21 protein-coding genes are annotated in these 24968 nt (G+C 63.2%); 6 read left to right on the top strand and 15 right to left on the bottom strand.

The window, feature by feature from the left end:
- The first annotated feature begins 498 nt into the window (after positions 1–498).
- A complete protein-coding gene (locus tag KHO30_RS11670; protein WP_211701123.1) occupies positions 499–3192 on the top strand; it encodes a YadA-like family protein in 2694 nt (897 codons plus the stop codon).
- Between the two features lie 268 nt (positions 3193–3460).
- Here the strand turns inward: KHO30_RS11670 and hrpA are convergent, their stop codons facing one another.
- On the bottom strand, positions 3461–7969 hold the full coding sequence (hrpA, locus tag KHO30_RS11665; RefSeq protein ID WP_211701122.1) for an ATP-dependent RNA helicase HrpA: 4509 nt from the start codon (positions 7967–7969) through the stop codon (positions 3461–3463).
- Between the two features lie 23 nt (positions 7970–7992).
- Between hrpA and argA the strand changes: the two genes are divergently transcribed.
- From argA to proP, 3 genes are all read left to right on the top strand, one after another.
- The gene (gene argA / locus KHO30_RS11660) at positions 7993–9381 is read left to right on the top strand and encodes an amino-acid N-acetyltransferase (protein ID WP_054043361.1); all 1389 of its coding nucleotides are present in this window, start codon (positions 7993–7995) and stop codon (positions 9379–9381) included.
- A gap of 54 nt (positions 9382–9435) precedes the next feature.
- On the top strand, positions 9436–9711 hold the full coding sequence (locus KHO30_RS11655; RefSeq protein ID WP_054043359.1) for an oxidative damage protection protein: 276 nt from the start codon (positions 9436–9438) through the stop codon (positions 9709–9711).
- Positions 9712–10423: 712 nt separating this feature from the next.
- On the top strand, positions 10424–11926 hold the full coding sequence (gene proP / locus KHO30_RS11650; RefSeq protein ID WP_234475448.1) for a glycine betaine/L-proline transporter ProP: 1503 nt from the start codon (positions 10424–10426) through the stop codon (positions 11924–11926).
- A 53-nt stretch (positions 11927–11979) separates the two neighbouring features.
- Here the strand turns inward: proP and KHO30_RS11645 are convergent, their stop codons facing one another.
- From KHO30_RS11645 to KHO30_RS11595, 11 genes are all read right to left on the bottom strand, one after another.
- Complete coding sequence (locus tag KHO30_RS11645) at positions 11980–12468, bottom strand: metallophosphoesterase family protein (RefSeq protein WP_211701121.1); 489 nt, start codon at positions 12466–12468, stop codon at positions 11980–11982.
- Positions 12469–12492: 24 nt separating this feature from the next.
- On the bottom strand, positions 12493–13302 hold the full coding sequence (locus tag KHO30_RS11640) for a hypothetical protein (protein WP_167378326.1): 810 nt from the start codon (positions 13300–13302) through the stop codon (positions 12493–12495).
- A gap of 2 nt (positions 13303–13304) precedes the next feature.
- Positions 13305–13880 (bottom strand): TMEM175 family protein, encoded by a 576-nt coding sequence (locus KHO30_RS11635; RefSeq protein ID WP_093633585.1) that lies wholly within the window; start codon positions 13878–13880, stop codon positions 13305–13307.
- 92 nt (positions 13881–13972) lie between these two features.
- Positions 13973–14359 (bottom strand): DUF488 domain-containing protein, encoded by a 387-nt coding sequence (locus tag KHO30_RS11630; RefSeq protein WP_211701120.1) that lies wholly within the window; start codon positions 14357–14359, stop codon positions 13973–13975.
- 102 nt (positions 14360–14461) lie between these two features.
- On the bottom strand, positions 14462–14779 hold the full coding sequence (locus KHO30_RS11625; RefSeq protein ID WP_093633587.1) for a hypothetical protein: 318 nt from the start codon (positions 14777–14779) through the stop codon (positions 14462–14464).
- Positions 14780–14847: 68 nt separating this feature from the next.
- The gene (locus KHO30_RS11620) at positions 14848–15195 is read right to left on the bottom strand and encodes a cupin domain-containing protein (RefSeq protein ID WP_211701119.1); all 348 of its coding nucleotides are present in this window, start codon (positions 15193–15195) and stop codon (positions 14848–14850) included.
- Positions 15196–15283: 88 nt separating this feature from the next.
- Positions 15284–16684 carry an FAD-containing oxidoreductase gene (locus KHO30_RS11615; RefSeq protein ID WP_200650650.1) on the bottom strand — a complete coding sequence of 467 codons (1401 nt, stop codon included), beginning with the start codon at positions 16682–16684 and terminating at the stop codon, positions 15284–15286.
- A 194-nt stretch (positions 16685–16878) separates the two neighbouring features.
- Complete coding sequence (locus KHO30_RS11610) at positions 16879–17067, bottom strand: hypothetical protein (protein ID WP_054043350.1); 189 nt, start codon at positions 17065–17067, stop codon at positions 16879–16881.
- A gap of 239 nt (positions 17068–17306) precedes the next feature.
- On the bottom strand, positions 17307–19616 hold the full coding sequence (locus tag KHO30_RS11605; protein WP_211701118.1) for a putative bifunctional diguanylate cyclase/phosphodiesterase: 2310 nt from the start codon (positions 19614–19616) through the stop codon (positions 17307–17309).
- A gap of 111 nt (positions 19617–19727) precedes the next feature.
- The gene (locus tag KHO30_RS11600) at positions 19728–19946 is read right to left on the bottom strand and encodes a hypothetical protein (RefSeq protein ID WP_211701117.1); all 219 of its coding nucleotides are present in this window, start codon (positions 19944–19946) and stop codon (positions 19728–19730) included.
- Entirely contained in the window at positions 19943–20509 is a 567-nt protein-coding gene (locus KHO30_RS11595) for a DUF4865 family protein (RefSeq protein ID WP_211701116.1), read from the bottom strand. The genes KHO30_RS11600 and KHO30_RS11595 overlap by 4 nt, the downstream gene beginning before the upstream one ends.
- A gap of 95 nt (positions 20510–20604) precedes the next feature.
- On the opposite strand from KHO30_RS11595, the gene KHO30_RS11590 reads away from it, so the two are divergent.
- Positions 20605–21468, top strand: a complete 864-nt coding sequence (locus tag KHO30_RS11590; protein ID WP_211701115.1) for a LysR family transcriptional regulator — start codon at positions 20605–20607, stop codon at positions 21466–21468.
- Positions 21469–21506: 38 nt separating this feature from the next.
- Here KHO30_RS11590 and KHO30_RS11585 read toward each other — a convergent pair whose 3' ends face one another.
- Complete coding sequence (locus tag KHO30_RS11585) at positions 21507–22385, bottom strand: SH3 domain-containing protein (RefSeq protein ID WP_211701114.1); 879 nt, start codon at positions 22383–22385, stop codon at positions 21507–21509.
- A 225-nt stretch (positions 22386–22610) separates the two neighbouring features.
- Between KHO30_RS11585 and KHO30_RS11580 the strand changes: the two genes are divergently transcribed.
- Positions 22611–23165, top strand: a complete 555-nt coding sequence (locus KHO30_RS11580; protein ID WP_211701113.1) for a lysozyme inhibitor LprI family protein — start codon at positions 22611–22613, stop codon at positions 23163–23165.
- Between the two features lie 2 nt (positions 23166–23167).
- Here KHO30_RS11580 and KHO30_RS11575 read toward each other — a convergent pair whose 3' ends face one another.
- Both KHO30_RS11575 and KHO30_RS11570 read right to left on the bottom strand, forming a co-directional pair.
- Positions 23168–23716 (bottom strand): nucleoside deaminase, encoded by a 549-nt coding sequence (locus KHO30_RS11575; RefSeq protein ID WP_093633595.1) that lies wholly within the window; start codon positions 23714–23716, stop codon positions 23168–23170.
- A gap of 50 nt (positions 23717–23766) precedes the next feature.
- Positions 23767–24897: a BMP family ABC transporter substrate-binding protein gene (locus tag KHO30_RS11570; protein WP_093633596.1), complete on the bottom strand. Its 1131-nt coding sequence runs from the start codon at positions 24895–24897 to the stop codon at positions 23767–23769.
- Positions 24898–24968 lie beyond the last annotated feature (71 nt).

The raw sequence follows: 24968 nt of genomic DNA, 5'->3' as shown, positions 1-24968 counted from the left end.
GCGGCAAATCTGTCAGTGAATTCCGAGTCACTGACAACCCGACGACGGTTTTACGTAGAAAAATCCGTGGCGATTCATATCAATCCATTTTAACCCACATAATAACAGCTCATTAAATTCTTATGCCATTCCGTTTTTCATAAGACAAAACAAGATTATTCTTTACTTTATACAATTAAAAAACACTTATCCAAACCCAATTACATCCCGCCATTTATTTTCAACGATTTAAGAATTGGCTTATTTCGGCTTCGCCCCACCAGAACTGACAATCTCGCCGTTCATCGCCCATGCACTTAATCCCGTGGACATGAAAGCGTGATGCAGGTAATTCGGACGCGCGAGGAAATCAACAGAACACAAAAAGCGGCCGGAATAAATAACCGTAGCCGACGTGTTCTGCCTATGCGCGACACACTTGGGGCGATGACGCCTTTTCCGACTCAGAATGCTTTCGTGTGCCGTCCACGATCTAATTCCGGCGGAGTTTTCTGAAAAATGAATAAAATCTACAAATCGGTTTGGTGTGAGACGACGGGCTCGTGGGTCGCCGCGTCGGAGACGGCTCGCTCAAAAACGAAACGCGGGGCATCGCGGAAGTTGGTCATGGCGCAGGCTGTGCTGGCTGCGGCAACTTTGCTGGGCGGTGTGCCGGTGGCGCAGGCGGCTACGGTTTATTTCGCTGCCGGCTCGGTCATTCCAGGTGTGGATCCCGATGCGACAGCCTCGGGACCGGGCTCGGTGGCGGCGGGCGTTGGATCGAGTGCATCGGGTTCGGGGTCCATCGCGATCGGTAACTGGGCAACGGCAACGAACACGGCCGCGACCGCGATTGGGTTCAAGGCGGAAAGCCGGGGCGAAGGTGCATTCGCGGCCGGGATGACAGCTCTGGCCGACGCCGATTTCAGCACCGGCATAGGCAACTATGCTAGCGCGACGGGCGTGGGCGCAACGGCGCTCGGCGCCAACGCGCTCGCGAATAGAAGCGGCGCGGTCGCCATTGGCCTTGACGCTAGCGCCTTCGCCGACGGTAGCGTTGCGCTCGGCCAAGGTTCGATCGCCGATCGTGCTAACACCGTCTCTGTCGGCGCAAGCGGCGCGGAACGTCAAATCACGAACGTCGCAGCCGGCACCGAAGCAACGGATGCCGTCAACCTGAGCCAGTTGAATGCCGTTGCCGCCGACGCATCCCGCTATTTCAAGGCAGACGGCCTCAATGACCGCTCGGATGACGCCACCGCAAGCGGCGACCACTCGGTTGCGATCGGCGCCTACGCCAACGCTTCCGGCGCTGAGTCATTGGCGCTCGGCACGTCTTCGCGGGCACAGGCAGACAACAGCACCGCCGTTGGCACCCTCGCGACGGCTGCGGGCGACAATTCGACGGCGCTCGGCTATCAGGCAAATGCCAGCTCCGCCAACTCGGTCGCGTTGGGCAACGGTTCGGTCGCCGATCGCGTAAACACCGTATCTGTCGGTTCAGTGGGCGCAGAACGCCAGATCACCAACGTCGCAGCCGGCACCGAAGCTACAGACGCCGTCAACTTGAGCCAACTGAATGCCGTTGCCGCTAACGCCTCGCGCTATTTCAAGGCAGGCGGCGCCAATGACGGCTCGGACGATGCCACCGCAAGCGGTGACCACTCAGTCGCGATCGGCGCCTACGCCAATGCTTCCGGCGACGCCTCTTTTGCAGCCGGCACGTCCTCCTGGGCACAGGGAGACAACAGCACGGCTGTCGGCACGCTTACCACGGCAGCAGGCGACGGCTCGACGGCGCTCGGCTATAACGCTAGCGCCGTCGCGGCTAACTCGGTCGCACTGGGCAAAGGCTCGATCGCCGATCGTGCGAACACCGTCTCGGTCGGCGCAAGCGGCGCAGAACGTCAAATCACCAATGTCGCAGCCGGCACCGAAGCTACAGACGCCGTCAACCTGAGCCAGCTGAATGCCGCTGCCGCCGACGCATCGCGCTATTTCAAGGCAGGCGGTGCCAATGACGGCTCGGACGACGCCACCGCAAACGGCGACCACTCGGTCGCGATCGGCGCCTACGCCAACGCTTCCGGCGACGCCTCTTTTGCAGCCGGCACCTCCTCGTGGGCACAGGGAGGCAACAGCACGGCTGTCGGCACCCTCGCGACGGCTGCCGGCGACAATTCAACGGCGCTCGGCTATCAGGCCATTGCCAGCTCTGCCAACTCGGTCGCCCTCGGCAACGGCTCGATCGCCGATCGTGCCAACACCGTCTCCGTCGGTGCAAGCGGCGCAGAACGTCAAATCACCAACGTCGCAGCCGGTACCGCCGACACCGACGCCGTCAACGTTGCCCAGTTGAAGGAAGTTACGTCCCAGACCGACGCCAGGCTCGACGGCGCCGTGATGTACGACAGGAACGCCGACGGCAGCGTCAACAAGAACAGCGTCACGCTCGGCGATGCAACAAGCGGTGGCACAGTGATCCATAACGTCGCCGACGGCGTGGACACAAACGACGCCGTCAACCTCGGCCAGTTGAACGCGGCCATCAACGGCGCGGTCAGCGACATCACGGTCAACACGGCCAATCCGTTCTACAGCGCGGAAGGCGACCGCGGGACAGAAGGCGCGCTGGCAAGCGGCGCGCACTCGGTCGCTTCGGGCGCGAACGCACAAGCAGCAGGCGCCAATACCGTGGCCATCGGCGCGAACTCCGTCGCAAGCGGCAACAACGCCACCGCACTCGGCGCAGCAGCAAACGCCAGCGCGGACAACTCAGTGGCATTGGGTCAGGGCTCAGTCGCGGATCGGGCGAACACAGTATCGGTTGGCGCAGCGGGCCAGGAACGTCAGATCACCAACGTCGCAGCCGGCGTACAAGGCACGGACGCGGTCAACGTCAATCAACTACAGCAAAGCGTAAGCGGCGCGGTCGGCCAGGCAAACAGCTACACCGACGACCAGATCCGCTCGGCTCGCCGCGATTCGTACGGTGGCACGGCATCGGCGCTGGCCGCAGCAGGTTTGCCGCAGGCGGTCTTGCCGGGTCGCGGGATGGTGGCGATTGCGGGTGGCACGTATGGCGGCCAGTCGGCGATGGCCATCGGCGTTTCGCAACTGTCGGAAACCGGCAAGTGGGTCTACAAGGTGCAAGGGACGACCGACTCGCGTGGCCAGTTCGGTGCGTCGGTCGGCGCGGGCATGCACTGGTAACAGCTCGGCGGAAAACGTGATTGGCTCGATCTGAATCAGTCACGCCGACGCCGATAGCATTGCCGTACTTAGCGAGCAGGCGCGGGCCCGCAAGAACTCGCGCCTTTTGCGCGTGACAACATTCTCAAAAGGAGTGGCGTCGCGCGTTTTTTTGCTCGACACCGCGTGTAGAACCGCATCGGCTAACGCTGGACGAACGAAGCGGACAGTTGCGCCGCCCCACTTCCTGCGCCGCCAGGCGCCGCATCGGTCCCGCCCCAGCCATCGCTCAACGCTGCATCGACTCCCACACCTTATAGAGACGCTTCACCGACACCGGCATCGGCGTCCGCAACTCCTGCGCGAACAGCGAAATCCGCAATTCTTCGAGCAGCCAGCGGAATTCCGACAGGCGCGGATCCAGCACACCGCCGCGTTGTGCAAGCGCACGCTGGTAGTTCTGCAACAGCGGATGGAATTCGGCGAACTGCCGTGCGTCGCGCGCGGAGTCCGCCTTCAGCTTGTCGATGCGCAACGCAATGCCCTTCAGATAGCGCGGAAAGTGCGCCAACTGCGCGTACGGCGTATCGACCACAAAACGCTTGCCGATCAGCCCATCCAGCTGGTTCTGCATATCCGCATGCGCGGCCGCGAACGACTTCGCCTGCACCAGTTTCTTCGTCACGGTCGCGTACTCGGTCAGTATCTGGCCGACGAGCCGGGCGATTTCCTGAGCCAACAAAGTCAACCGGCTGCGGCCTTCGTCGCGGCGTGTATGGAAACTGACGTCATCGGCTGGCAGCGGGTCTTGCAGGCACGCGCGATCAAGCGCGGTGTCGATCAGTTGATCGCGCAGTTCCTCCTGCGTGCCACGCGGCATGAACTGCATCGCCATTTCGCGCAAACCCGGCAGATTTTTCTCCAGATACTTGATCGGCTCTTTCAGTTGCAACGCGAACAAACGCCGCAGCCCTGCACGATGAATGCGCGCGGCTTCGTCGGGTGAATCGAACACTTCGACGTCACAGTGCGTGCCGCGATCCACCAACGCCGGATAACCGAACAAGGTCTGCCCGCCACGGCGAATTTCCAGCAACTCGGGGAGCTTGCCAAAATTCCACGTCGTCAGCTTTTCGTACAACGCGGTGCCGGCTGCGCCTTCTTGCGGCGCAGTTTGCGGACCTGGCGCAGTAGTGCCCTTACCTCGCGAAACCGCACCGCTTGCCGCGCCGGCTGCTCCGCCCGCTTGCGCGCCAACAGCCACGCCGCCACCGCCTCCGGCATCCGCCAACGCCACCCCAGCCGCACCCGACGCAATCTTCTGGAAGTGCTGCTGCGCCTGGCCGCCAAGTTCAGCACGCAGTTGCGACATATTCCGGCCCATCGCAAGCTGCCGCCCGTGCTCGTCGACGACCTTGAAGTTCATGAACAGATGCGGCGTCAGCGTCTCGAGCTTGAAGTCCGATTGCTTCATCGCGACCTGAGTCTGCTCGCGAACATCGGCGATCAACGTCTCAAGCAAACCGCCCGCGCCGAAGCGCGGACCACTATGCCGTTCGACGAAACCGGCCGCGAACTCAGGCAGCGGCACGCAATGACGCCGCAGCTTCTGCGGTAACGATTTCAGCAGAAGTTGCGTCTTCTCTTTCAGCATGCCGGGCACAAGCCATTCGCAGCGCCGCGCATCGACCTGATTGAGCGCATACAGCGGCACGGCGAGCGTCACGCCATCGCGCGGCGAACCCGGCTCGAAGTGATAGGTAAGCGCCATTTCGACGCCCGCCATCGTCATCCGCTTCGGGAACAGATCGGTCGTGACGCCGGCAGCTTCGTGCCGCATCAGATCGTCGCGCGACAGATACAGCAGACGCAGGTTGTCTTCCGGCTGACCGCTCTTCTTCACCTCGTCGCGATACCAGCGCTCGAACGACGCGCCCGTATAGATGCCTTTCGGCAGCGCCTGATCGTAGAAGCCGAAAATCAGCTCGTCGTCGACCAGCACGTCCTGGCGACGCGACTTGTGTTCGAGCTGCTCGATATCGGCGAGCAGCTTGCGGTTGTGCGCGAAGAACGCAAGCTTCGTATCGAACTCGCCTTCCACCAACGCGCCGCGAATGAACAGCTCGCGCGCCCGCGCCGGGTCCTGTTTGCCGAAGCTCACGCACCGCCGGTGGTAAATCGGCAGACCGTACAGCACCGCGCGCTCGAACGCCGACACCTGTGCCGCGCGCTTTTCCCAATGCGGCTCGGACAACGATTTCTTCAGCAAATGCTCGCCGATCTTTTCGATCCATTCCGGCTCGATCTTCGCGATGCAGCGTGCGTACAGACGGCTCGTCTCGACCAGTTCCGCGGCCATCACCCACTTACCGGCCTTCTTCACCAGCGCCGAGCCCGGCCAGAGATAGAACTTGATGCTGCGCGCGCCGAGGAAATACGGCTCGTCGTCGGCTTTCAGACCGATGTTGCCGAGCAGGCCGGTCAGCAACGCGAGGTGAATCTGCTCGAAAGTCGCTTCGGCCTCGTTCAGCCGCCAGCCGTGCTCGCGCACCACGGTCAGCAATTGCGAGTGCACGTCGCGCCATTCACGCAGGCGCAGTTGCGACAGGAAGTTCTTGCGGCACTCGTCCTGCAATTGCCGGTTCGACTTCTTGTGCGCGATCGCTTCTTCGAACCAGTTCCAGATCTTCAGCCATTGCAGGAACTCGGAACGCTCGTCGGCAAACCTGCGATGCGCCTGATCAGCTTGCTCCTGCGCCTCGATCGGCCGGTCACGCGGGTCCTGCACCGACAAGGCGCTCGCGATGATCAGCACTTCCTTCAACGCCTGCTGATCGCGTGCGGCGAGAATCATCCGGCCGACGCGCGGGTCGAGCGGCAAGCGCGCGAGTTCGCGGCCGAGCGGCGTGAGCTGGTTGTCGTCGTCGACGGCGCCCAATTCGTTAAGCAGTTGATAGCCGTCGGCGATCGCGCGGCCCGGCGGCGGTTCGATGAACGGGAAGGTTTCGATCGCCGTCAGATGCAGCGACTTCATCCGCAAAATCACCGACGCCAGCGACGAACGCAAAATCTCCGGGTCGGTGAAACGCACGCGGCCCTGATAGTCGCCTTCCTCGTACAGACGAATACAGATGCCATCCGCGACGCGGCCGCAACGCCCTGCCCGCTGATTCGCGGCGGCCTGCGAGATCGACTCGACCTGCAACTGCTCGACCTTGTTGCGATACGAGTAGCGCTTCACACGCGCGAGTCCCGTATCGACCACATAGCGAATGCCGGGCACTGTCAGCGAAGTTTCGGCGACGTTAGTGGCCAGAACGATGCGACGCGCGTTCGAGGTGCGGAACACGCGTTCCTGCTCGGCGGCGGACAAACGCGCGAACAGCGGCAGAATTTCCGTGTGCGGTGGATGATGCTTGCGCAGCGCTTCGGCGGCATCGCGAATCTCGCGCTCGCCGGGCAGGAACACCAGCACGTCGCCGGGACCCTCGCGGCACAGTTCGTCGACCGCATCGACGATCGCTTCCATTAGATCGCGATCTGTTTCGCGCTGGGTCTTCGGCCTGTCACGCGATTCGCGCGACGACGACGACGAACCTTCCGCCGCCTTCACCGCCGGGCTGTCCTCTGCGACCTGCCGATAGCGCACCTCGACCGGATACAAACGCCCGCTCACTTCGATCACCGGCGCGGGCTTGTCGTCGCGGCCGAAATGGCGCGCGAAGCGGTCCGCGTCGATCGTCGCCGACGTCACGATCAGCTTCAGATCGGGCCGCTTGACGAGGATTTCCTTCAGATAGCCGAGCAGAAAATCGATGTTCAGGCTGCGCTCGTGCGCTTCGTCGATGATCAGCGTGTCGTAGGCTTTGAGCAGCGGATCGGTCTGCGTTTCGGCGAGCAGAATACCGTCGGTCATCAACTTGACCGACGCGCCCGGCGACAGATTGTCGGTAAACCGCACTTTGTAGCCGACCACTTCGCCAAACGGCGTGCCGAGTTCTTCGGCGATGCGGCGGCCCGTTGCCGATGCCGCAATCCGGCGCGGTTGCGTGTGCCCAATCAAACCGGAGCCACCCGCGCCGAGGCCGCGCCCAAGTTCGAGGCAGATTTTCGGTAGCTGTGTCGTCTTACCCGAACCGGTCTCACCGCAGACGATCACGACCTGATTCTGTGCGATGGCCCGCGCAATTTCCTCGCGGCGACCGGAAACCGGCAGCGCTTCGGGAAACGTAATCGGCGGAATCGGATTTGGCTCGACGACGCGCTGAACGCGCGGCGGACGGGGCTCGCGACGCGGCTGACCACCTTGCGCATCGCCTGCTTGCGGTGATTTTTGCGCGGGCGCACCGCTTTGCTGATTGGCACGTCCGTCGCCACGCTTCGGCTGATTTGGAACTCGCGTGTTTTCGGACTGCGCGCGCCGTTCATCGCCTTGCTGCTGGCGTTGGCCGCGAGGCGCGTTCTGCGCGCGCCCATCGTCGCGGCGCGCGGGCTTCTCCACGCCGCCGGAAGTCGGGTGGCTGCGCGCAGCGTCGCCCTGTGGGGTGTGCTTCCGCCCTTCATGCGCAGCTTTCGACGCCTGCGCGCCCGCCTCGCGGCGCGCCTCACGCGGCGGATTATTTTTCTGGGCGGACACGCGCGCGTCATCCGCGGAGCGCAGGGACTCACGCGCGGCGGGTGGCGTGTTGCGGTTAGCGTCCTGCGCATCGCGGCGGCGCGCGTCGCCCGGCTTCACCTGATCGGCGGCCGGCGCCACATTCTCGTTCGCCGTAGCGGGACTTTTGGGTACATTCGACATGGGGGCGCATTATAATCCCCGGCATGAATTCCCAAACCGACCTCGTCCCCGCGCCCGCGAGCGTTCCGGCCCCCGCCGGAGCAACGGAAGACCTCGCACAGCACGCGCAATTCGTCGACTGGATGCGCTCAGTCGCCCCTTACATCCATGCGTTCCGTAACAAGACGTTCGTCGTCGGTTTCGGCGGCGAGGTGGTGCATCAGGGGCTCCTGAATGCTCTCGTGTCCGACATCGCGCTGCTGCAGGCCATGGGCATCCAGATCGTGCTGGTGCATGGCTCGCGACCGCAGGTCGAAGAGCAGATGAGCCTGCACGGCGTGGAATCCGAGTTTTCGCACGGCATGCGCATTACCGATGCACGCGCGTTGGAGTCCGCGAAAGAAGCGGCCGGCGAAGTGCGGCTGGATATCGAGGCGGCGATCAGCCAGGGCTTGCCGAACACGCCGATGGCGCACGCGCACATCAGCGTGGTGTCGGGCAACTTCGTGACGGCGCGCCCGGTCGGCATTCTGGACGGCGTCGATTTCGCCCACACGGGCGTAGTGCGCAAGATCGACGCGGATTCGATCCGCCATTCGCTCGCGAGCCGCAAGCTGGTGCTGCTCTCGCCGCTCGGCTTCTCGCCCACCGGCGAGGCATTCAATCTGTCGATGGAAGACGTCGCCTCGGCGGCGGCGATCGCCCTGCGCGCCGACAAGATCGTGTTCCTGACCGAGACCCCGGGCCTGATGGAGACCGGCGAAGACGGACCGGTGCTGGTTCGCGAACTGTCGCTCGACGACGCCTACAAGCTGCATGAAAGCGGCGAGGTCACCGGCGACGCGGGCTTCTATCTGAAACATTCGATCCGCGCCTGCCGCGGCGGCGTGGCGCGGGCACACATCATCCCCTACGCGCTCGACGGCAGCCTGCTGCTCGAACTGTTCCTGCACGATGGCGTGGGCACGATGATCTCGTACGAGAACCTCGAAAGCCTGCGCGAAGCCACGCCGGACGACGTCGGCGGCATTCTCTCGCTGATCGAGCCGCTCGAATCCGACGGCACGCTGGTGCGGCGCGGCCGCCACCAGATCGAACGCGACATCGACCATTTCTCGGTGATCGAGCACGATGGCGTGCTGTTCGGCTGTGCGGCGCTGTATCCGTACCCGCAGGAGCGCATCGGCGAAATGGCCTGCCTCACGGTCGCGCCTGAAGCGCAAGGCACCGGCGACGGCGAGCGCCTGCTCAAACGCATCGAACAACGCGCCCGGGCACGCGGCCTCACGCGGATTTTCGTGCTCACTACGCGTACCGAACACTGGTTCCTCAAGCGCGGCTTCGTCAAGGTCACGGTCGACGACCTGCCGGAAGACCGCCGCCGACTCTATAACTGGCAGCGCAAGTCGCTCGTGCTGATGAAACAGCTCTGAGCGTCCCCATATAAAGCGACTGCCCGCCCCACATCGATATAGGAGAAGCACAGCATGACTCGTACGGTTCAATGCGCGAAGCTCGGCAAGGAAGCCGAAGGCCTCGATTTCCCGCCGCTGCCGGGCGAACTTGGCAAGCGGATCTACGAAAGCATTTCGAAGGAAGCCTGGCAGGCCTGGTTGAAGCAGCAAACCATGCTGATCAACGAAAACCGCCTGAACATGGCCGATCCGCGCGCACGCCAGTATCTGATGAAGCAGACCGAAAAGTTCTTCTTTGGCGAAGGCGCGGATACGGCGCAGGGCTACGTGCCGCCGGCAGCCGAGTAAGCGCTTTTCTGAGCTACAAGCCAGAATTGGCGACCAGCCTGACAAAAAATCCGCGCCGCGAGCGCGGATTTTTTTCGCCTGTCTGGCCGCGAATTTGGCCGCGTATTTCGCCACTTTCAAGCCTTGGAAAAATTCACCAACCGGACCATTTCCGGCCACTTTTAAGCCTCTTTTCCATACCGTCTCAATCCGCCGAATCCCCCGCCACGCAAGGGATTGGGCGCCCTCCCCGGGCTGCCCACCGGACCTTGGGTTTGCACGATCGTCCGTCATCGTGCTATCATGTGCACCGTTCCAACAGCAATTTACCTTCATTCACATTCAGTTCACACTTGGCATGCAATGCGTACCAAGGGCCGGATTGAATAGTTTTTATACAAGAAGGCTTGTCGGTCGTTTCCCCGCTTGAGCTCGCACTATGAGCGGCGATCCAGCACCGGCCTTTTTCGTTTCGAGCCTTTCAGCGGCGCATGGGCCAGCTTTCAGCCACCCCAGCGTCCTCATGCATCTGCCCCCCTTCCACGGCCACGCAGATGCAACAGTCAGCACAATCTAGACGAGTGTTTTTTCGCGAATGATTCGCGAGGCACGGGCGTTCTGTTTTCTTTTTTCACGCCCCCTTCTATCGCCTTCGGGCGAGAGAGACGCCATCGCTCTGCTCGCGAAACTGCACTTCCCCAGCACCCGTGGCGGAACGTTCATGCGCGTTTTCATGAGTTTCGTCGCAGTCATTGGAGTTTTCACCTTGACCGCTTCCAGCAACGGCTTCTGGCGACATCACAAAGAAGAACAACGCCTCTCTCTCGACGACATCACCGTCGTCGACAAATCTCTCCTCAAGCGGGCCGTCGGCGCCATGGCGCTCGGCAACGCAATGGAATGGTTCGATTTCGGCGTGTACAGCTATATCGCTGTCACGCTCGGCAAAGTGTTCTTCCCGTCGTCGAGCCCGTCCGCCCAGTTGATCGCCACCTTCGGCACGTTCGCCGCGGCGTTCCTCGTGCGGCCGGTCGGCGGCATGGTGTTCGGGCCGCTGGGCGACCGCATTGGCCGTCAGCGGGTGCTGGCCATGACCATGATCATGATGGCGCTCGGCACCTTCGCGATCGGCCTGATTCCGAGCTATGCGACGATCGGCATTTTCGCGCCGGCGTTGTTGCTGGTCGCGCGCCTCGTGCAAGGCTTCTCGACGGGTGGTGAATACGGCGGCGCTGCGACCTTCATCGCCGAATTCTCGACGGACAAGCGCCGCGGCTTCATGGGCAGCTTCCTCGAATTCGGCACGCTGATCGGCTATGTGCTCGGCGCGGGTACGGTCGCGGTTCTAACGGCGACACTCTCGAACGAGGCGCTGCTCTCGTGGGGCTGGCGTGTGCCGTTCCTGATCGCGGGCCCGCTGGGTCTGGTGGGTCTCTACATCCGGATGAAGCTCGAAGAAACGCCCGCGTTCAAGAAGCAGGCCGAACAACGCGAAGCCGAAGACAAGGCGCTCCCGAAGCAATCGTTCCGCGAGCTGCTGATGCAGCAATGGAAGCCGCTTCTGCTGTGCGTTGGCCTCGTGCTGATCTTCAACGTCACCGATTACATGGCGCTCTCGTATCTGCCGAGCTATCTGTCGGCTACGCTGCACTTCAACGAAACGCACGGTCTCTTCCTCGTGCTGCTCGTGATGGTGCTGATGATGCCGATGACGCTGGCAGCCGGCCACCTGTCCGACACGATCGGCCGCAAACCGGTGATGCTGTTCGGTTGCGTGGGTCTGTTCGTGCTGTCGATTCCCGCGCTGCTGCTGATTCGCATGGGCACGGTGCTGCCGGTGTTCGGCGGCCTGATGATTCTCGGCGTGCTGCTGTCGTGTTTTACCGGCGTGATGCCGTCGGCGCTGCCGGCGCTGTTCCCGACCAAGATCCGCTACGGCGCGCTCGCGATCGGCTTCAACATTTCGGTGTCGCTGTTCGGTGGGACGACGCCGCTCGTGACGGCATGGCTCGTCGACAGCACCGGCAATCTGATGATGCCCGCGTACTACCTGATGGGCGCGTCGCTGATCGGTATCGTGTCGGTGTTCGCGCTGCGTGAAACGGCCCGCAAGCCCTTGCTCGGCTCCGGTCCGTGTGTCGCGACGCGTGCCGAAGCGCATGCGGTGCTGCGCGGCGAGCGTGAGGCGGCGGAGATGGATGAAGGTTACGCGTCTGCTGCTACGGCGCGTGCCTGATCCTGGATTGCGCAGTAGCAACGGGCCGGCAGATATTCTGCCGGCCCGTTTTTTTATGTCACGAGAGAACCGAAGGTTGCGCTTGCGCGCGCACCTTCAACGATCAGCATGCCGGCGGAAATCGGCAACTTGAAACGTCTCGGCCCTGCGCTGCCTGGATTGACGTACAGCACGCCGTCGCGCTCGCTGATTGCGGGTTTGTGCGAGTGGCCCGTCACGACCACGTCGATGCCTTCGCTGCGCGGATCGTCGCCCACATCGGCAATGTCATGCACGACGAGGATCGTCACCTGTTGAACGGTCAGCTTGACGTGCGTCGGTAGCGAGGCGACCGGCTCGTCGATGTCGTTGTTGCCGCGCACGGCGGTGACCGGCGCGATCTGTGCGAGCGCATCGAGCACTGCCTGATTGCAGATATCGCCCGCGTGGATGATCGCATCGCACCCTGCGAGGTACTGCAGGGCTTCAGGACGCACGAGGTTATGCGTGTCGGAGATCAAACCGATTCGAGTGACGATGGAGCCTTGGGTGCGCGAAGTCATGATGTCAGTATCGGCCAAACGGCCTCAATCCGCTGACTGCTGTTCAGCAAGCTCACGCGTCACAACCTGCGCCGGCCGCTTTGCGCGAAGCAATCGCCTGGTCGCCCCTTGCACCACCATCGACACCACCGCCGCGCACGCAAAACTGACCCACACACCGTAGTGCGGCAACATCGTCGCGGTCACGGCGAAGAACGCCGCGAACGAGCCGCGGCCGATCACCATGCCGCGCATCAACAACGCAACGAAATCCGAGCCATGCGCGCGCTGGGCCGACACCGCAAGCACGATGCCGAGCAAAGGAAACACCGACAGCAGCCCGCTCCATGTCGCGCCCATCGACGCGGACAGCGTCGTCACCGCCAACGTCAGCACCGCGCCGGCGAGCATGCGCAGCGCAAGATCGCCGAGCCCGAGACGCGTCGCCCGCACATGGCCGGTGACGCGCGGCAAGCCGCTTTGCGAAATGGCGACAGCCACGCAACTCGCGGCCACCGCCCACATCAGTCCACCCGGCAAATGTGTGAGTAACATCGCCACGCCAACCCATCCGAGCATGCCGGCCACAAGCGCAAGCGGCCATGCTGAACGCCGGCAGGTCCACGCATACGCAAAATTGAACGCCTCGGAGGCGGCAATCGCCGCAATCGATGCCACCGACGCCAACGCCGCGAACGCCGGCCCACGCTCCAGCGCGAGCAGCAACACGATCGGGCCGGACACCACCGGCAGCCCCGCGAGCCATCCCGCCACCGACGGTCCCCACACCCGCCCCGCCACAGTCAGCGCGGCGAGAAACGCGGGCACCAGCGTGAGCTTGAGCGCAAGCAACATGCTTACGCTTCCATCAGGTGTTCGATACGGCGGTCGGGAATGAGCCACCAGGCCGCGGCGAGCGTGTAGAGCGCGGCCGAGAGCCACGGCTGAACAAATGCCAGCGCCATGCCCACCAGATAGATGACGACCGACACCTTGCCCTTGAAGTCGTTGCCGACCGCCTTCGCGAGCGTCGACTCCGTACCGTGCTCGCGGATCAGCACGCGGGTCAGAATGAAATACGCAATCGCCGACATGAACAGCACGGCGCCGTACATCGCGGTCGGCCAGGCGGCGAGATGGTTTTCACCGACCCAATGCGTGACGGCCGGCAGCAGCGATAGCCAGAACAACAGATGGAGATTGGCCCAGAGCACCGCGCCGTTGACCTTCTGCACGGTATGGAACAGGTGGTGGTGATTGTTCCAGTAGATGCCGACGTAGATGAAACTCAGCACGTAGGCGCAGAACACGGGGATCACGGGGCGCAGCGCGGCGAGATCGAAGCCGTCCGGCACCTTCAATTCGAGCACCATGATTGTGATGATGATGGCGATCACGCCATCGCTGAAGGCTTCGACGCGTCCCTTGCCCATCGGTCGGTTTCCTGATTGTGTAGTCGTTACGCCGCCGATTATCGGTGATGACAACCGGACTTGTCGAATGCGGCCGGCGGCGCATGCGCGCCTCACCTGATCAGCGCGCCCCGCTCGTCCAACAACTGACGAAGAATGCTGCGATGGCAGCGGTTTTCGTCCTCGCAATAGCAGCCGACGGAAAAGTTGGTCGTTTTCGACAAGGCGGCAAGCAGGTCCAACACCTTGCTGGCATCGCCGCCATTCATCTCCGCGCGGAATTTCTTCGCGAACGCAGCCCAGTCGCGGTCGCTCGTCACCGCCTTTGCTTCCTTGACCAGCTCCGCGTCAGGCGAGAGATTGGGCAGCCACACGTCGTAATAGTCACGGGTGGCGAATTCGGCCCGGGGTACGCCGCGCGGCGGCCGCCGAACGGTGCCGATACGCAGCCCCTCGTCAGCCGCTCTCGGAGACCCAAGCTGAACGATGCTGATGCTCATGTTGTTTTCCTGATCCGTGGTGGACTCGCGACCTTCTCCCGTCGGGTCGATCAACGCCGCTCGTCAGTGGTTCTGCAATGCAATGCGTCCTGCAATCCAGGCTCAGCGTCTCAAGCCCTTCATGGCCTCGATTTCCATCGCGGCGTTGCGCTCTTCGCTCGCCTCGATCGGGTCCATCGCCTCGTCGATCGAGGCCGCTGCACGTTCCGCGGCGGCTTTCGTTTCGTCGAAGTCGGGATCGAATTCTCCGTCGTCATCGCCCGGCGGTTCCAGCATGTCGCGAAGCATGGACGCCAGTTCCGGCGTGTCCCACGCCGCGCCCTGCTGCTTCTGCTTTTTTATGTAGTGTCTGACTTCCGCGTCCTGTTCCGGGGTCAACGGAAGACCGCGAAAAGTGCTTTTGGGGTCAGCATCATTCATGATCTCGCTCCAGGATACGTGCCAGTTCGAGTTTAATCCCGTTATGGCGACGTGATCTCAGCTATCGGTCACTGGCAAGCGCCAGGGTAGTACACCGCCAGCCACACGCTCGGCTCCGTGTCGCTGGTCCATGCCACCCGATGCCGGCAATGTGCGTCGATCAGCACGTGGTCGCCGGGTTTCATCGGATGCAGTTCAGGCTCGCCTTCGAATTCCAGCGCCGCCGCGCCGCTCAGCAGCACGACCCACTCTGCGCGCGGACTGTCGTACCAGAAGTCCGGCGGGCTTGCGTGCCCTCGGGAGACGATCCGTTCGATGGTCACGCCGACCTGTTCCACGAGCGCGTCGACCTGCTCGTCAGCGCCGGCTGGCGCGCCGGGATCGAAGAGGTTGCCGCTGCTGATCGTGCGTTTCATCGCTTGTGCTCCGGCTAGGCTCGCTATCTGAGTTCGCTACACGCTTTCGCCGAGCACGCTCGCTCCCGGAATACCACCGGTGCGGCGCTCACTTCATCGGCTTGAGGCCATCGAGCAAGGTCGGCACCAGTTCGCTGATGGTCGGATGAATGTGCATGGCGTACTGCAAGGTCGGATACGGCGCGCCGGCCGTCATGATGTCGATGAACGTGTGCAGCGCTTCGTCGCCTTCAATGCCGTGGATCGCCGCGCCAAGAATCTGCTTGCTTTGCGGGTCGACCAGCACCTTCATGAAACCGTCTGTCTCGCCGCGTTCGCGCGCGCGGCCCACCCGCGTCATCGGCATGGTCGCGATCAGCGCCTCACGGCCGGCTTTGCGCACGTCGGTTTCCGACAGCCCGACGCGCGCGAGAGGCGGGTCGACGAACACCGCGTACGTCATGATCCGTGTATCGACGCTGCGCGCGCCGCCGTCGAGCAGATTAGCAGCGACGATCTGAAAATCATCGTAGGAAGTGTGGGTAAAGGCGCCGCGTCCGTTGATGTCACCAATCGCCCAGATGCCCGACACGTTGGTGCGCAACTGGCCGTCGACGGGAATCATGCCGTGCTTGTCCGTCGCGATGCCGGCAGCGTCGAGGCCAAGGTCGTCGGTGTTCGGTTCACGGCCGGTGGCGAACAGCAGGTGCGACGCTTCGAGCGCGGGCACGTTCTGCTCGAAGCCGATGCACACCTCGTTCTCGTGATGTGGATGCGGTTCGACCCGCGCAGGCTGTACGCCGAAGACAAACTCGATCCCTTCACGCGCCAGCACCTTCTGCACCGAGTTGGCGAAGTCGGCATCTTCGCGCGTCAGCACGCGCTCGCCGCGCACCAGCACCGTCACCCGGCTGCCGAAGCGGCGAAAGATCTGCGCAAATTCGAGCGCGATATAGCTGCCGCCGACAATCGCCAGATGGTCCGGCAATTCCGTCAGTTCAAGCAGGTTGGAGTTGGTGTAGTAGCGAACGCGCTCAAGCCCTTCGAGCGGCGGCACGACGGCGCGCGTACCGGTATTGATGAAGATTTCGTCAGCGCTGAGTTCGTCGCGCACCGAGCCGTCCGGGCCACTGATGGTGAGCGTATGCGCGCCGGTGAAGCGCGCATGGCCGGTGAAGACGGTGACGTTATCCGTGCCGCGCAGCCATTTCTCGACGCCGTCGCGCGATTGGCCAATGATCTTGTCCTTACGCGCCTTGACCGCTGCCAGATCGACGCTGACCGTCCCGCTCACCTGCACGCCCAGGTCCGCGGCGTGGCGCGCCACATGGGCCGCGCGGGCGCTAGCTACATACGACTTGGTGGGTGTGCAGCCGACATTCACGCAAGTCCCGCCGAAAGCCCCGCGTTCGATCACCGCGGTTTTGCGGCCGCTTTGACCGAGACGGACAGCGAGCGGCGCCCCGCCTTGTCCCGTACCGATCACGACTGCGTCGAAGTGCTGTGGCATGGCAGATCTCCCGAGGCTGGGGTGCTGGTCGTAGCATCTTACCCTCAGCGCCTCGCGTTGCCGCTATCGCTCCTTCTGTTTGCTTCTCGTTGTTTCTGTCACGCGCGGTGGCGTTCGCGCGCCGGCCGCAGATCTGTTTTCGCGCCGCCAATGGGCCGGCGCGGCCAATTGCTGCAAATTGCGCCCGCTTAGGTTCAGGCGTGGCAATGCACGGCGCAGATCAACTCGCGCGAGCGTTGCAGCGCGGCCTGCGCGCCGCGAGCGGCCACAACCCAGCCGACCTGGCCGAGGTTGAAATCCTGCGAGACCATTACCTGCATGAGCGCGACCATCGGCAGAATCACCGCGGGCCGATAAAGCTGGTTCTGAATTAAGGCTGGCATAACGGCTCCCATCGCGCTGGGCCGTTCTGGCACGACGCGGAATGTACATTCGATGGGAGGATTTTAGGGAGACCGGGGCCGCGGATAAATACCGGGAACGCGAAGGCACTTGTTTGGGAATCTGAACAATCGAATCTGGATCCCCGCGGCAGTGAGCAGTGAGGTCCGATTGCTGAATTAGCCCCTCGGGCGAAGTGGGTTTGCGGCGCCTACAGCCGTGTCCCGAGACGTCAGGGCAGCTATGAAGCGCTGGCCAGCCCCACCTGCGCGTCATGCAGGCTACGCGCATAAGCGCTCGCCCCCACAGGCCTGCTATAAAAATAGCCCTGCTGCTTGTCGCAAGCGATCCCGCGCAAAAACGCCGCCTGCTCGGCGGTTTCCACACCTTCCGCCGTGACATTCATGCCGAGCGAATGGGCCATTGCCACGACCGCCTGCGTGATCGCGATCGAATCGCGATGATCCGGCAAGCCCGCGACGAAGGAACGGTCGATCTTCAGGTTATGCAGCGGAAACCGCTTCAGATACGACAGCGACGAATAACCGGTGCCAAAATCGTCGACGGAAATCCGCACGCCCATCGCGCTCAACGCGGTGAGCATCGGCAGGACGGCGTCGCTGTCGCTCATCAACAGCCGCTCGGTAATCTCCAGCTCCAGCGCCGCCGGCTCGAGCCCGGACTCCTCGAGACAGCGCTCGATGCGCTCCACCAGTCCGCCTTTGAACTGGCGCGGTGACAGATTCACCGCGACGATCAGATCCGGCGCCAGCGTGCGCCGCCATTGCGCGACCTGCTCGCAGGCCCGCGCCAGCACCCATGAGCCGATCTCGACGATCAGGCCGGCATCTTCGGCCACCGGGATGAACTCCACCGGCGAGACGTTGCCCAGCTCGCTGTTGTACCAGCGCAGCAGCGCCTCGGCGCCGATCGTACGGCCGCACTGGCTGTCGACGATCGGTTGATACACGAGGCTCAGTTCATCCGTGGCGAGCGCGCGCCGCAACGCCTGCTCGATCATAAAGCGGCGTTGCAGATGCCGATTCAGCTCGGCGGTGAAGAACTGAAAATTGTTGCGGCCGCATTGTTTCGCGTGATACATCGCCGAGTCGGCGTTGCGCATCAACGTGGGCACGTCCTGGCCGTCCTCGGGAAACAGACTGATGCCGATCGATGCCCCCATGTAGTACTCGTTGTCCGCCACCGCGAACGGTACCGCGATCGTATCGAGAATACGCTGGGCAAGCGCGATCAGCCGACCCGTGTTTTCGTAAGCGCTGACCACGATTACGAATTCGTCGCCGCCCACGCGCGCGAGCGTATCGTCGCGCGCGACACACGCCGACAGCCGCTCCGCCACGCTGCACAGAAGCGCATCACCGGCCTCGTGACCGGCGGTGTCGTTGACCTTCTTGAAACCGTCCAGATCGACAAACAGCACGGCGACCCGCGCCAGCTCGCCCATGCCTGCCACATCACCCGGCGTGAACAGATCGCGCATCCGCTCGGCCAGGTAGGCGCGGTTGTACAGGCCCGTGAGCGGATCGCGGGTGGCCAGAAACTTGAGTTGCCGTTGCGCCTCGCGCACCGGGCCAATGTCGGTAAACGAGATCAGCACCGAGCTGGGTTCGCTGTCGCCCGGCTTGATGATCGGCACGACATTCTCAGTAATCCAGACGACATCGCCGTCCGTCAGTTCCAGACCGATCGTGATGCCGAGCCTGGATTTGCCGGTCTCCAGCACCTGACTGGTGGGACGATCGGCGTCGGTGACGATTGAACCGTCCTCGTGATATGCACGCACCATCACCGTCTGAATGTCGCGGCCGACCAGATCGGCGCTCGCCCGCAGAATGCGTTGCGCACTCGGATTGCAGGCCAGCACCACGCCTTCGCGCGACTGCACGATGATGCCTTCGTTGAGATGGTTCACGACCAGCCGGTGATGCTCCTCGCTGTGCGCGAGGCGTTGCGCCATCGCGTCCTGATGAACAGCGAGACCGACACTGTGGCTGATGTCGTGGAGCATCGCCGCTTCTTCGGGGGTCGGCCGGCGCGACGTGCGGTGATAGACCGCGAACGCACCCAGCACCGCGCCGGCATCGTTTTCAAACGGCACCGACCAGCACGCGCGCAAACCGAGCGGCAACGCGAGGTGCCGGAAATCGCCCCACAGCGGATCGGTTTCGATATCTTCGACGGCGACCATGCGCCGCTCGTACATCGCGGTGCCGCAGGACCCGGCTCGCGGGCCGATCGGGACACCGTCGATCGCGGCGCTGAAGTCCGCCGGCAGAGAAGGCGCGCCGCCCACGCGCGCGCGTACGCCGTCCGCGTCCAGTAGAAGGATCGAACAGGTCGCACCATCGCCTAGCAGCGCTTCGGCGCGGCGGCATACTTCGTCGAGCAATTCCGGCAGCGGTGTGTTGCGCGTAATCAGCCGCAACACCGTACGCTCCGACGCCAACACCCCCTCGGCCCGATCCGGCCCGTAGCGGGTGCCCTCAGGCGTTGCTCCCATCGTGCTATCTGATGTCGCTTCGCGTGTCATATGTGCGCCCCCTAACCCCACATCGGCAAGTTAGTGTAAGCGGCACACCGGGGTTTACGCGAGGCTAGCGCACTTTAATTACGATGCATAGCGTGCTAAGCGTGTGACCGGCTAGTCGGTCAGCCAATGAAGCGACTGCCCCGTTAACACGGCGAGCACGGTGAAGCCGGCGATCGCGGCCATTGTCAGCGCCAGCCCTGCCAGATGCGCGGCCAGCGCCACGCGGATATCGAGCGGCGCTAGCAGCGGCACGGGTTGAGCGGGGGCCGCCGGAACGGCTGCCGGACCGGTCTCAGCCGCTCTGCCGTTGGACACCCCGCTAGCGCTCACTTCAGGCTCGCGACGCCGGGCCGCGCGAGATGCAGCACCTCGTAGACCGTGCGCCCCGCCGTGGCAACCGGCGGCGACGACGACAGCGTGAAATGGATCAGCTTCCAGTTGGCGACATCGAGTGCGGAGACCACGGCGACCGTATCGTCCTGCTTCGCGATGCGACGGTTCTGCTCGATCAATGCGGCGCGCAACTCGGCGCGGTTGTCCTGCTCGCCGATCAGCTGTTCCTCGCGATACAACGCAAGCGCCCGTTGCGCCGGCCCCTTGCGGGCATCGAGCGGCAACCAGGTTTCGACGTCGGGACGGCCAAAGTCGTCGATCACGTTCTGAAAGCGCGAGCCCATGAAGAAGTCGGCGGTCTGCTCAGCGTCGAGCCACAGATACACCGCGGAATATACGTTCGCGGTAGCGCCGTAGCGGCCCCGTTCGCGGACGACGAAAGCCTTGAATCCCAGCCCCTCGGTCTCGTCCCACAGCGGGCCGCGCCGCGTCGCGCGCTCGCGGATGATGCCCATATCGTAGGTGGACGGCAGACGGTGCGAATACTGTTTGGCAAGCATGGCGAGCTCCTTATGGTTTCGACTGAGGATGAGCTTGCGCCGGCGCAATCATTACATCAAGATATGGTAGTTTATATCTGCGATAAAGTTTTGATATGAGCACCCTCGCCCGTCCTCTCGATCTTGATGCGATCCAGGCCTTCGTGCTGGTCGCGGATCTCGGCAGCTTCACGCGCGCCGCCGAAGTCATGGATACGTCACAAGCCGCGATGAGCCTCAAGCTCAAACGGCTCGAAGCACGTCTGGGTTACCGCCTGCTGGAGCGCACCCCGCGCGCGGTGAGACTCTCGCCGCGGGGTGACGCTTTCATCGGCGCCGCCCGGCAATTGCTGCTCGCTCATGAGCGGGCACTGGCGGGGACCGACGACGCGCCGGAACGCCGGCTCAAGCTCGGCATCAGCGACCACGTGGCAGGGCCGAATCTGCCGGCGCTGCTGGGGCGGCTCGCGGCTTACGATCCGCTCCTCGTCATCGAGGTGCGCATTGCCGCGTCGCGCGACGTGCTTGCATGGTTCGAGCGGGGTGAAGTCGACGCGGCGATCGGCCGTCGCGAAGGTGATCGTCAAGATGGACAACTGTTGGCGGAGGAGCGGCTCGGCTGGTTCGCGGCGCCGGGCTGGCAGCATCGCGAGGGGCAGCCGCTAAAACTGGCGACGCTCGCCGCGCCATGCGGGATTCGCGCGATTGCCACGGACGCGCTCGATGCGGCCGGGATTGCGTGGACCGAGGTGTTCGTTGGTGGAGGCGTGATGGCTGTCGGCGCTGCCGTGAGTGCAGGGCTCGCCGTGGCCGCGCTGGCGCAGCGCGTGGCGCCGGCGGGAGCGGTGGAGGTCGGCGAACAACTCGGTTTGCCGACGCTGCCGAATTCGAAGGTGGTACTGCATACGCGGCTGAGCGACCCACGCTCGCAGGAAACCTTGCGAGCGGTCAGCTCGGCGTTTATGAACGCAATCTACTGAAGGGAATGGGTGGACCGGACGGACCGGTCCACCTTGCCTCAGTTGTTTCCGCTTCCGGGCGGCCGATCGCCGCCCCGTTGAGACCCACCTTGAGGCCGGTTATTCCCGCCGCCTTGCTGCCCTCCCTGTGGACGGCCGCCTGCATTGCCCGGCTGCTGCCCGCCTGACGGGCGTCCGCCTGCATTGCCCGGTTGCCCGCCCGGTGGACGTCCGCCTGCATTGCCCGGCTGCCCGCCCGGTGGACGGCCTGCATTGCCCGGTTGCTGGCCGCCCGGTGGGCGTCCACCTCCATTGCCCTGCTGCCCGCCCGGTGGGCGTCCGCCTCCATTGCCCTGCTGGCCGCCCGGTGGGCGTCCGCCCCCATTGCCCTGCTGGCCACCCGGTGGACGTCCGCCTGCGTTATCCGGTGGCCGACCGCCTGGCGGCCGACCACCCGCACTTCCGGGCGGCGGACCTCCGGGCGGACGCCAACCTGGTGGCCGTCCTGCACCTGGTCTCGGGGGTGGTGGCGGTGAATGATGCGCCCAGCGCGATTGCTGCCCGTACCACGGCCGGCCCCGATAATAATTGCCCCAGTAGGTGCCGATCGAGAACGTCACGATCGGCAAGCCGATCACCGTGCCGTAGCTCATCACCGGCACATTGCTGCCCTGATAGGGATAGCTGAGTCGCGCTGCGTAGACCCAACCGCGCAGATTCTCAGCCGCGACGTCACACCATTGGTAGTTGCTGATGCAACCCATCACGCTTACCGGGACACCGCCCGGCAATTGCGTCACGACCGGGTAATCCGAAGCCGGCCCGGCGCGCACGTTGACCGTGCCATTCGTATAAGCCTGCGACTGCGCGGACGCCACTGCTGGCAGCGCCAGCAAGCTGAACGCCGCATACATGCATCGAACGAGGTGTTGTTTCATTTTTTCTCCCGTTTTTACGTCCCGTACTTATCCACATCTGCAATGCGCATGCCTGAAACCAGCCGGCAAATGCTTATGGAATTGCCCTAGCCGTTCCAGTGCGCCCCGAGCAAAGCAAGATTTGGTAATCACCCACCCGAACTCATGCTGTTTTCGGGCCTCTGTAGTCCGACGACTCGGCCGATCATCCATTGCATGAAAAACCCATGCACTGCCGGGAGCACCATGAAAATTTTCCGCCCAATCTTTGTCGCCGCATTGATGCTCACGTATCTGCCCGCTCACGCTACCAGTTTCGACTGCACGAGGGGACGCTCGCTCACCGAACGGATGATCTGCAACGACCCTGCGCTCTCGAAGCTCGATGACACGCTTGGGCAACTGTACTGGAAAGCGCGGCGACGGGTCGTCAACCGTCGCGCGTTCCTCACGGACAGTGACAGTAAGTGGGCGTGGCGGGAAGCGAATTGCCGCGATGCGGCGTGTCTGGGGACGTGGTACGAGACCCGGATCGAGGAACTGCAACGGCTAATCGAAAGCATCCAAACGGGAAACCCGGATGGGCCGACTGAACCGAACACTCAGCGTAAGGTGGTGATGCCTGCGCTACAGCAAACCGAAACCGCGATGCTTCGATGCACCGCGGCAGATCCGGGAATCGTCGTGAATGACCAGTGCTCCACTGTGATCAAGGAGAACAACGGTAAGTGGAAATATCAGCCGCACGGCGGCGACTGGTTCTGCGGACTGGCGATGCTCGCGCCAGCGGACGTGCAATAGCACTACCTGCCGCTCCAGAACTTCCGCTGAACTTCCAGCACCTCAGTCTCCACTTCGGCCACCGGCCCGATCACCTCGACGGGCTTCTGGCAGTGATCGAACACATACCGGCAATCCACGCTCATGGTCGGATTCTCGGCATGATCGCCGGTCGCCTCCAGCAGGCGCTTCTCGGTCATGCCAAACACGACGCGGCCGATATTGGCCCAGTACATCGTGCCGGCACACATGCAGCAAGGCTCAACCGACGTGTACAGCGTACAACTCCACAAGTACTCCGGCGTGAAGTTCAACGCCGCCACGCGAGCCAGCACCGACTCGGCGTGATTCACCGTATCGACATTGCCCTGCTCCATCAACACGGTCTCCTGATCCGGGCCGACCAGCACCGCGCCGAACGGATGGTGCCCCAGCAGCGTCGCCCGCTCGGCCACCCGGCTCGAATGCCGCAGATGCCGCACGACCTGTTCGTGCGTCGGCGTTAAACCCTGCGGCGGATAAGCCGGCGCCACTCCAGCGGCGCCGGCATCGGTCGGGACGGTAAGACTCACGAACGATCTCCTTTAATTTTTAATAATAGTTAGGCAAGCCAATCAATGCATTACTTCGGCAGAGTACCGTCGACGCCTTGCACGAACCAGTTCAAACGCAGCAGCTCGGCATCGCTCAACGACTTGCCCGCGGCGACCTTCACCACACCGGACTGATCCGCGATCGGACCGGCAAACGGATTGAACTTGCCGGAGATGATGTCGTCACGTTTCTGGCTCAACGCCTTTTGCGCCGTCGGCGACACCGCATTCGTGTTGATGTTGGCCAGATCGATCGCTTTCTCTTTCAGCCCCCACCATACGGGCGAGTTGTTCCACGAACCCGCCATCACCTGCTGCACCAGATGCGTGTAGTACACGCCCCAGTTGCTCACGCATGCGCCCAACTGCGCGTTCGGCCCGAACTTCTTCATGTCGGAGTCCCAGCCGAATGCATGCACTTTCTTCTGCTCGGCGGTCTGCATCGTCGCCGTCGAATCGGTGTTCTGGATCAGCACGTCGGCGCCCTGGCCGATCAGTGTCTCGGCGGCCTGCTTTTCGAGGCCCGGGTCGAACCAGCTATTGATCCACACGACCTTTACGCGCGCATTCGGGTTGACCGAGCGCGCACCCATCGTGAACGCGTTGATGTTGCGCACCACCTCCGGCACCGGTACCGAGCCGACAAAGCCGAGCGTGTTGGACTTCGTCGTATAACCGGCGACCAGTCCGGCCAGATATGCGCTCTGGTAAGTCCGCACGTCATAGGTGGCGAAGTTGGCGGCCTTCTTGTAGCCGGTCGCATGTTCGAATACGGCGTCAGGGAAGTCCTTGGCGACCTTTAGTTCGAAATCCTGGAAGCCGAAGCTCGAGCCGACCACGATCTTGTTGCCCTTCGCCGCCAGATCGCGAAACACGCGTTCCGAATCCGCCGACTCCGGCACGTTCTCAACGCGCGTCACCTTGATCTTGTCGCCGAATTTCGCCTCGACCTCTTTCACGCCCTGTTCGTGCGCGTAGGTCCAGCCGGCGTCGCCCGGATTGCCGAGGTAGACGAAGGCGATGCCGAGCGGCTGCGCAGTCGCAGCGGCTGCCGCCCCGGCGCCGAGCGCGAGGGACGCGCCGAACGCTGCAGCAAGAACAGTGCGAACGGTTTTGATGCGCAATGAGTGATGCAGCACTCGCGCCAGCTTTGCTTTCATGAATTCTCCGAAGATGGTTTCCAGGTGCCTGCCACAGTGCCCGGGACTGTCCCGGGCAAGGCTCCAGCATA

This window comes from Paraburkholderia aspalathi (assembly GCF_905220735.1).
GTDB lineage: Bacteria > Pseudomonadota > Gammaproteobacteria > Burkholderiales > Burkholderiaceae > Paraburkholderia > Paraburkholderia aspalathi.
Note: the sequence above shows the minus strand (reverse complement) of the source record. Positions and strands in the feature narration are given on the sequence as shown.

Bases quoted from the DNA above. Each gene is read 5' to 3' on its own strand.
- KHO30_RS11670 (WP_211701123.1), top strand. From the start codon at position 499: ATGAATAAAATCTACAAATCGGTTTGGTGTGAGACGACGGGCTCGTGG.
- hrpA (WP_211701122.1), bottom strand. From the start codon at position 7,969: ATGTCGAATGTACCCAAAAGTCCCGCTACGGCGAACGAGAATGTGGCG.
- argA (WP_054043361.1), top strand. From the start codon at position 7,993: ATGAATTCCCAAACCGACCTCGTCCCCGCGCCCGCGAGCGTTCCGGCC.
- KHO30_RS11655 (WP_054043359.1), top strand. From the start codon at position 9,436: ATGACTCGTACGGTTCAATGCGCGAAGCTCGGCAAGGAAGCCGAAGGC.
- proP (WP_234475448.1), top strand. From the start codon at position 10,424: ATGAGTTTCGTCGCAGTCATTGGAGTTTTCACCTTGACCGCTTCCAGC.
- KHO30_RS11645 (WP_211701121.1), bottom strand. From the start codon at position 12,468: ATGACTTCGCGCACCCAAGGCTCCATCGTCACTCGAATCGGTTTGATC.
- KHO30_RS11640 (WP_167378326.1), bottom strand. From the start codon at position 13,302: ATGTTGCTTGCGCTCAAGCTCACGCTGGTGCCCGCGTTTCTCGCCGCG.
- KHO30_RS11635 (WP_093633585.1), bottom strand. From the start codon at position 13,880: ATGGGCAAGGGACGCGTCGAAGCCTTCAGCGATGGCGTGATCGCCATC.
- KHO30_RS11630 (WP_211701120.1), bottom strand. From the start codon at position 14,359: ATGAGCATCAGCATCGTTCAGCTTGGGTCTCCGAGAGCGGCTGACGAG.
- KHO30_RS11625 (WP_093633587.1), bottom strand. From the start codon at position 14,779: ATGAATGATGCTGACCCCAAAAGCACTTTTCGCGGTCTTCCGTTGACC.
- KHO30_RS11620 (WP_211701119.1), bottom strand. From the start codon at position 15,195: ATGAAACGCACGATCAGCAGCGGCAACCTCTTCGATCCCGGCGCGCCA.
- KHO30_RS11615 (WP_200650650.1), bottom strand. From the start codon at position 16,684: ATGCCACAGCACTTCGACGCAGTCGTGATCGGTACGGGACAAGGCGGG.
- KHO30_RS11610 (WP_054043350.1), bottom strand. From the start codon at position 17,067: ATGCCAGCCTTAATTCAGAACCAGCTTTATCGGCCCGCGGTGATTCTG.
- KHO30_RS11605 (WP_211701118.1), bottom strand. From the start codon at position 19,616: ATGACACGCGAAGCGACATCAGATAGCACGATGGGAGCAACGCCTGAG.
- KHO30_RS11595 (WP_211701116.1), bottom strand. From the start codon at position 20,509: ATGCTTGCCAAACAGTATTCGCACCGTCTGCCGTCCACCTACGATATG.
- KHO30_RS11590 (WP_211701115.1), top strand. From the start codon at position 20,605: ATGAGCACCCTCGCCCGTCCTCTCGATCTTGATGCGATCCAGGCCTTC.
- KHO30_RS11585 (WP_211701114.1), bottom strand. From the start codon at position 22,385: ATGAAACAACACCTCGTTCGATGCATGTATGCGGCGTTCAGCTTGCTG.
- KHO30_RS11580 (WP_211701113.1), top strand. From the start codon at position 22,611: ATGAAAATTTTCCGCCCAATCTTTGTCGCCGCATTGATGCTCACGTAT.
- KHO30_RS11570 (WP_093633596.1), bottom strand. From the start codon at position 24,897: ATGAAAGCAAAGCTGGCGCGAGTGCTGCATCACTCATTGCGCATCAAA.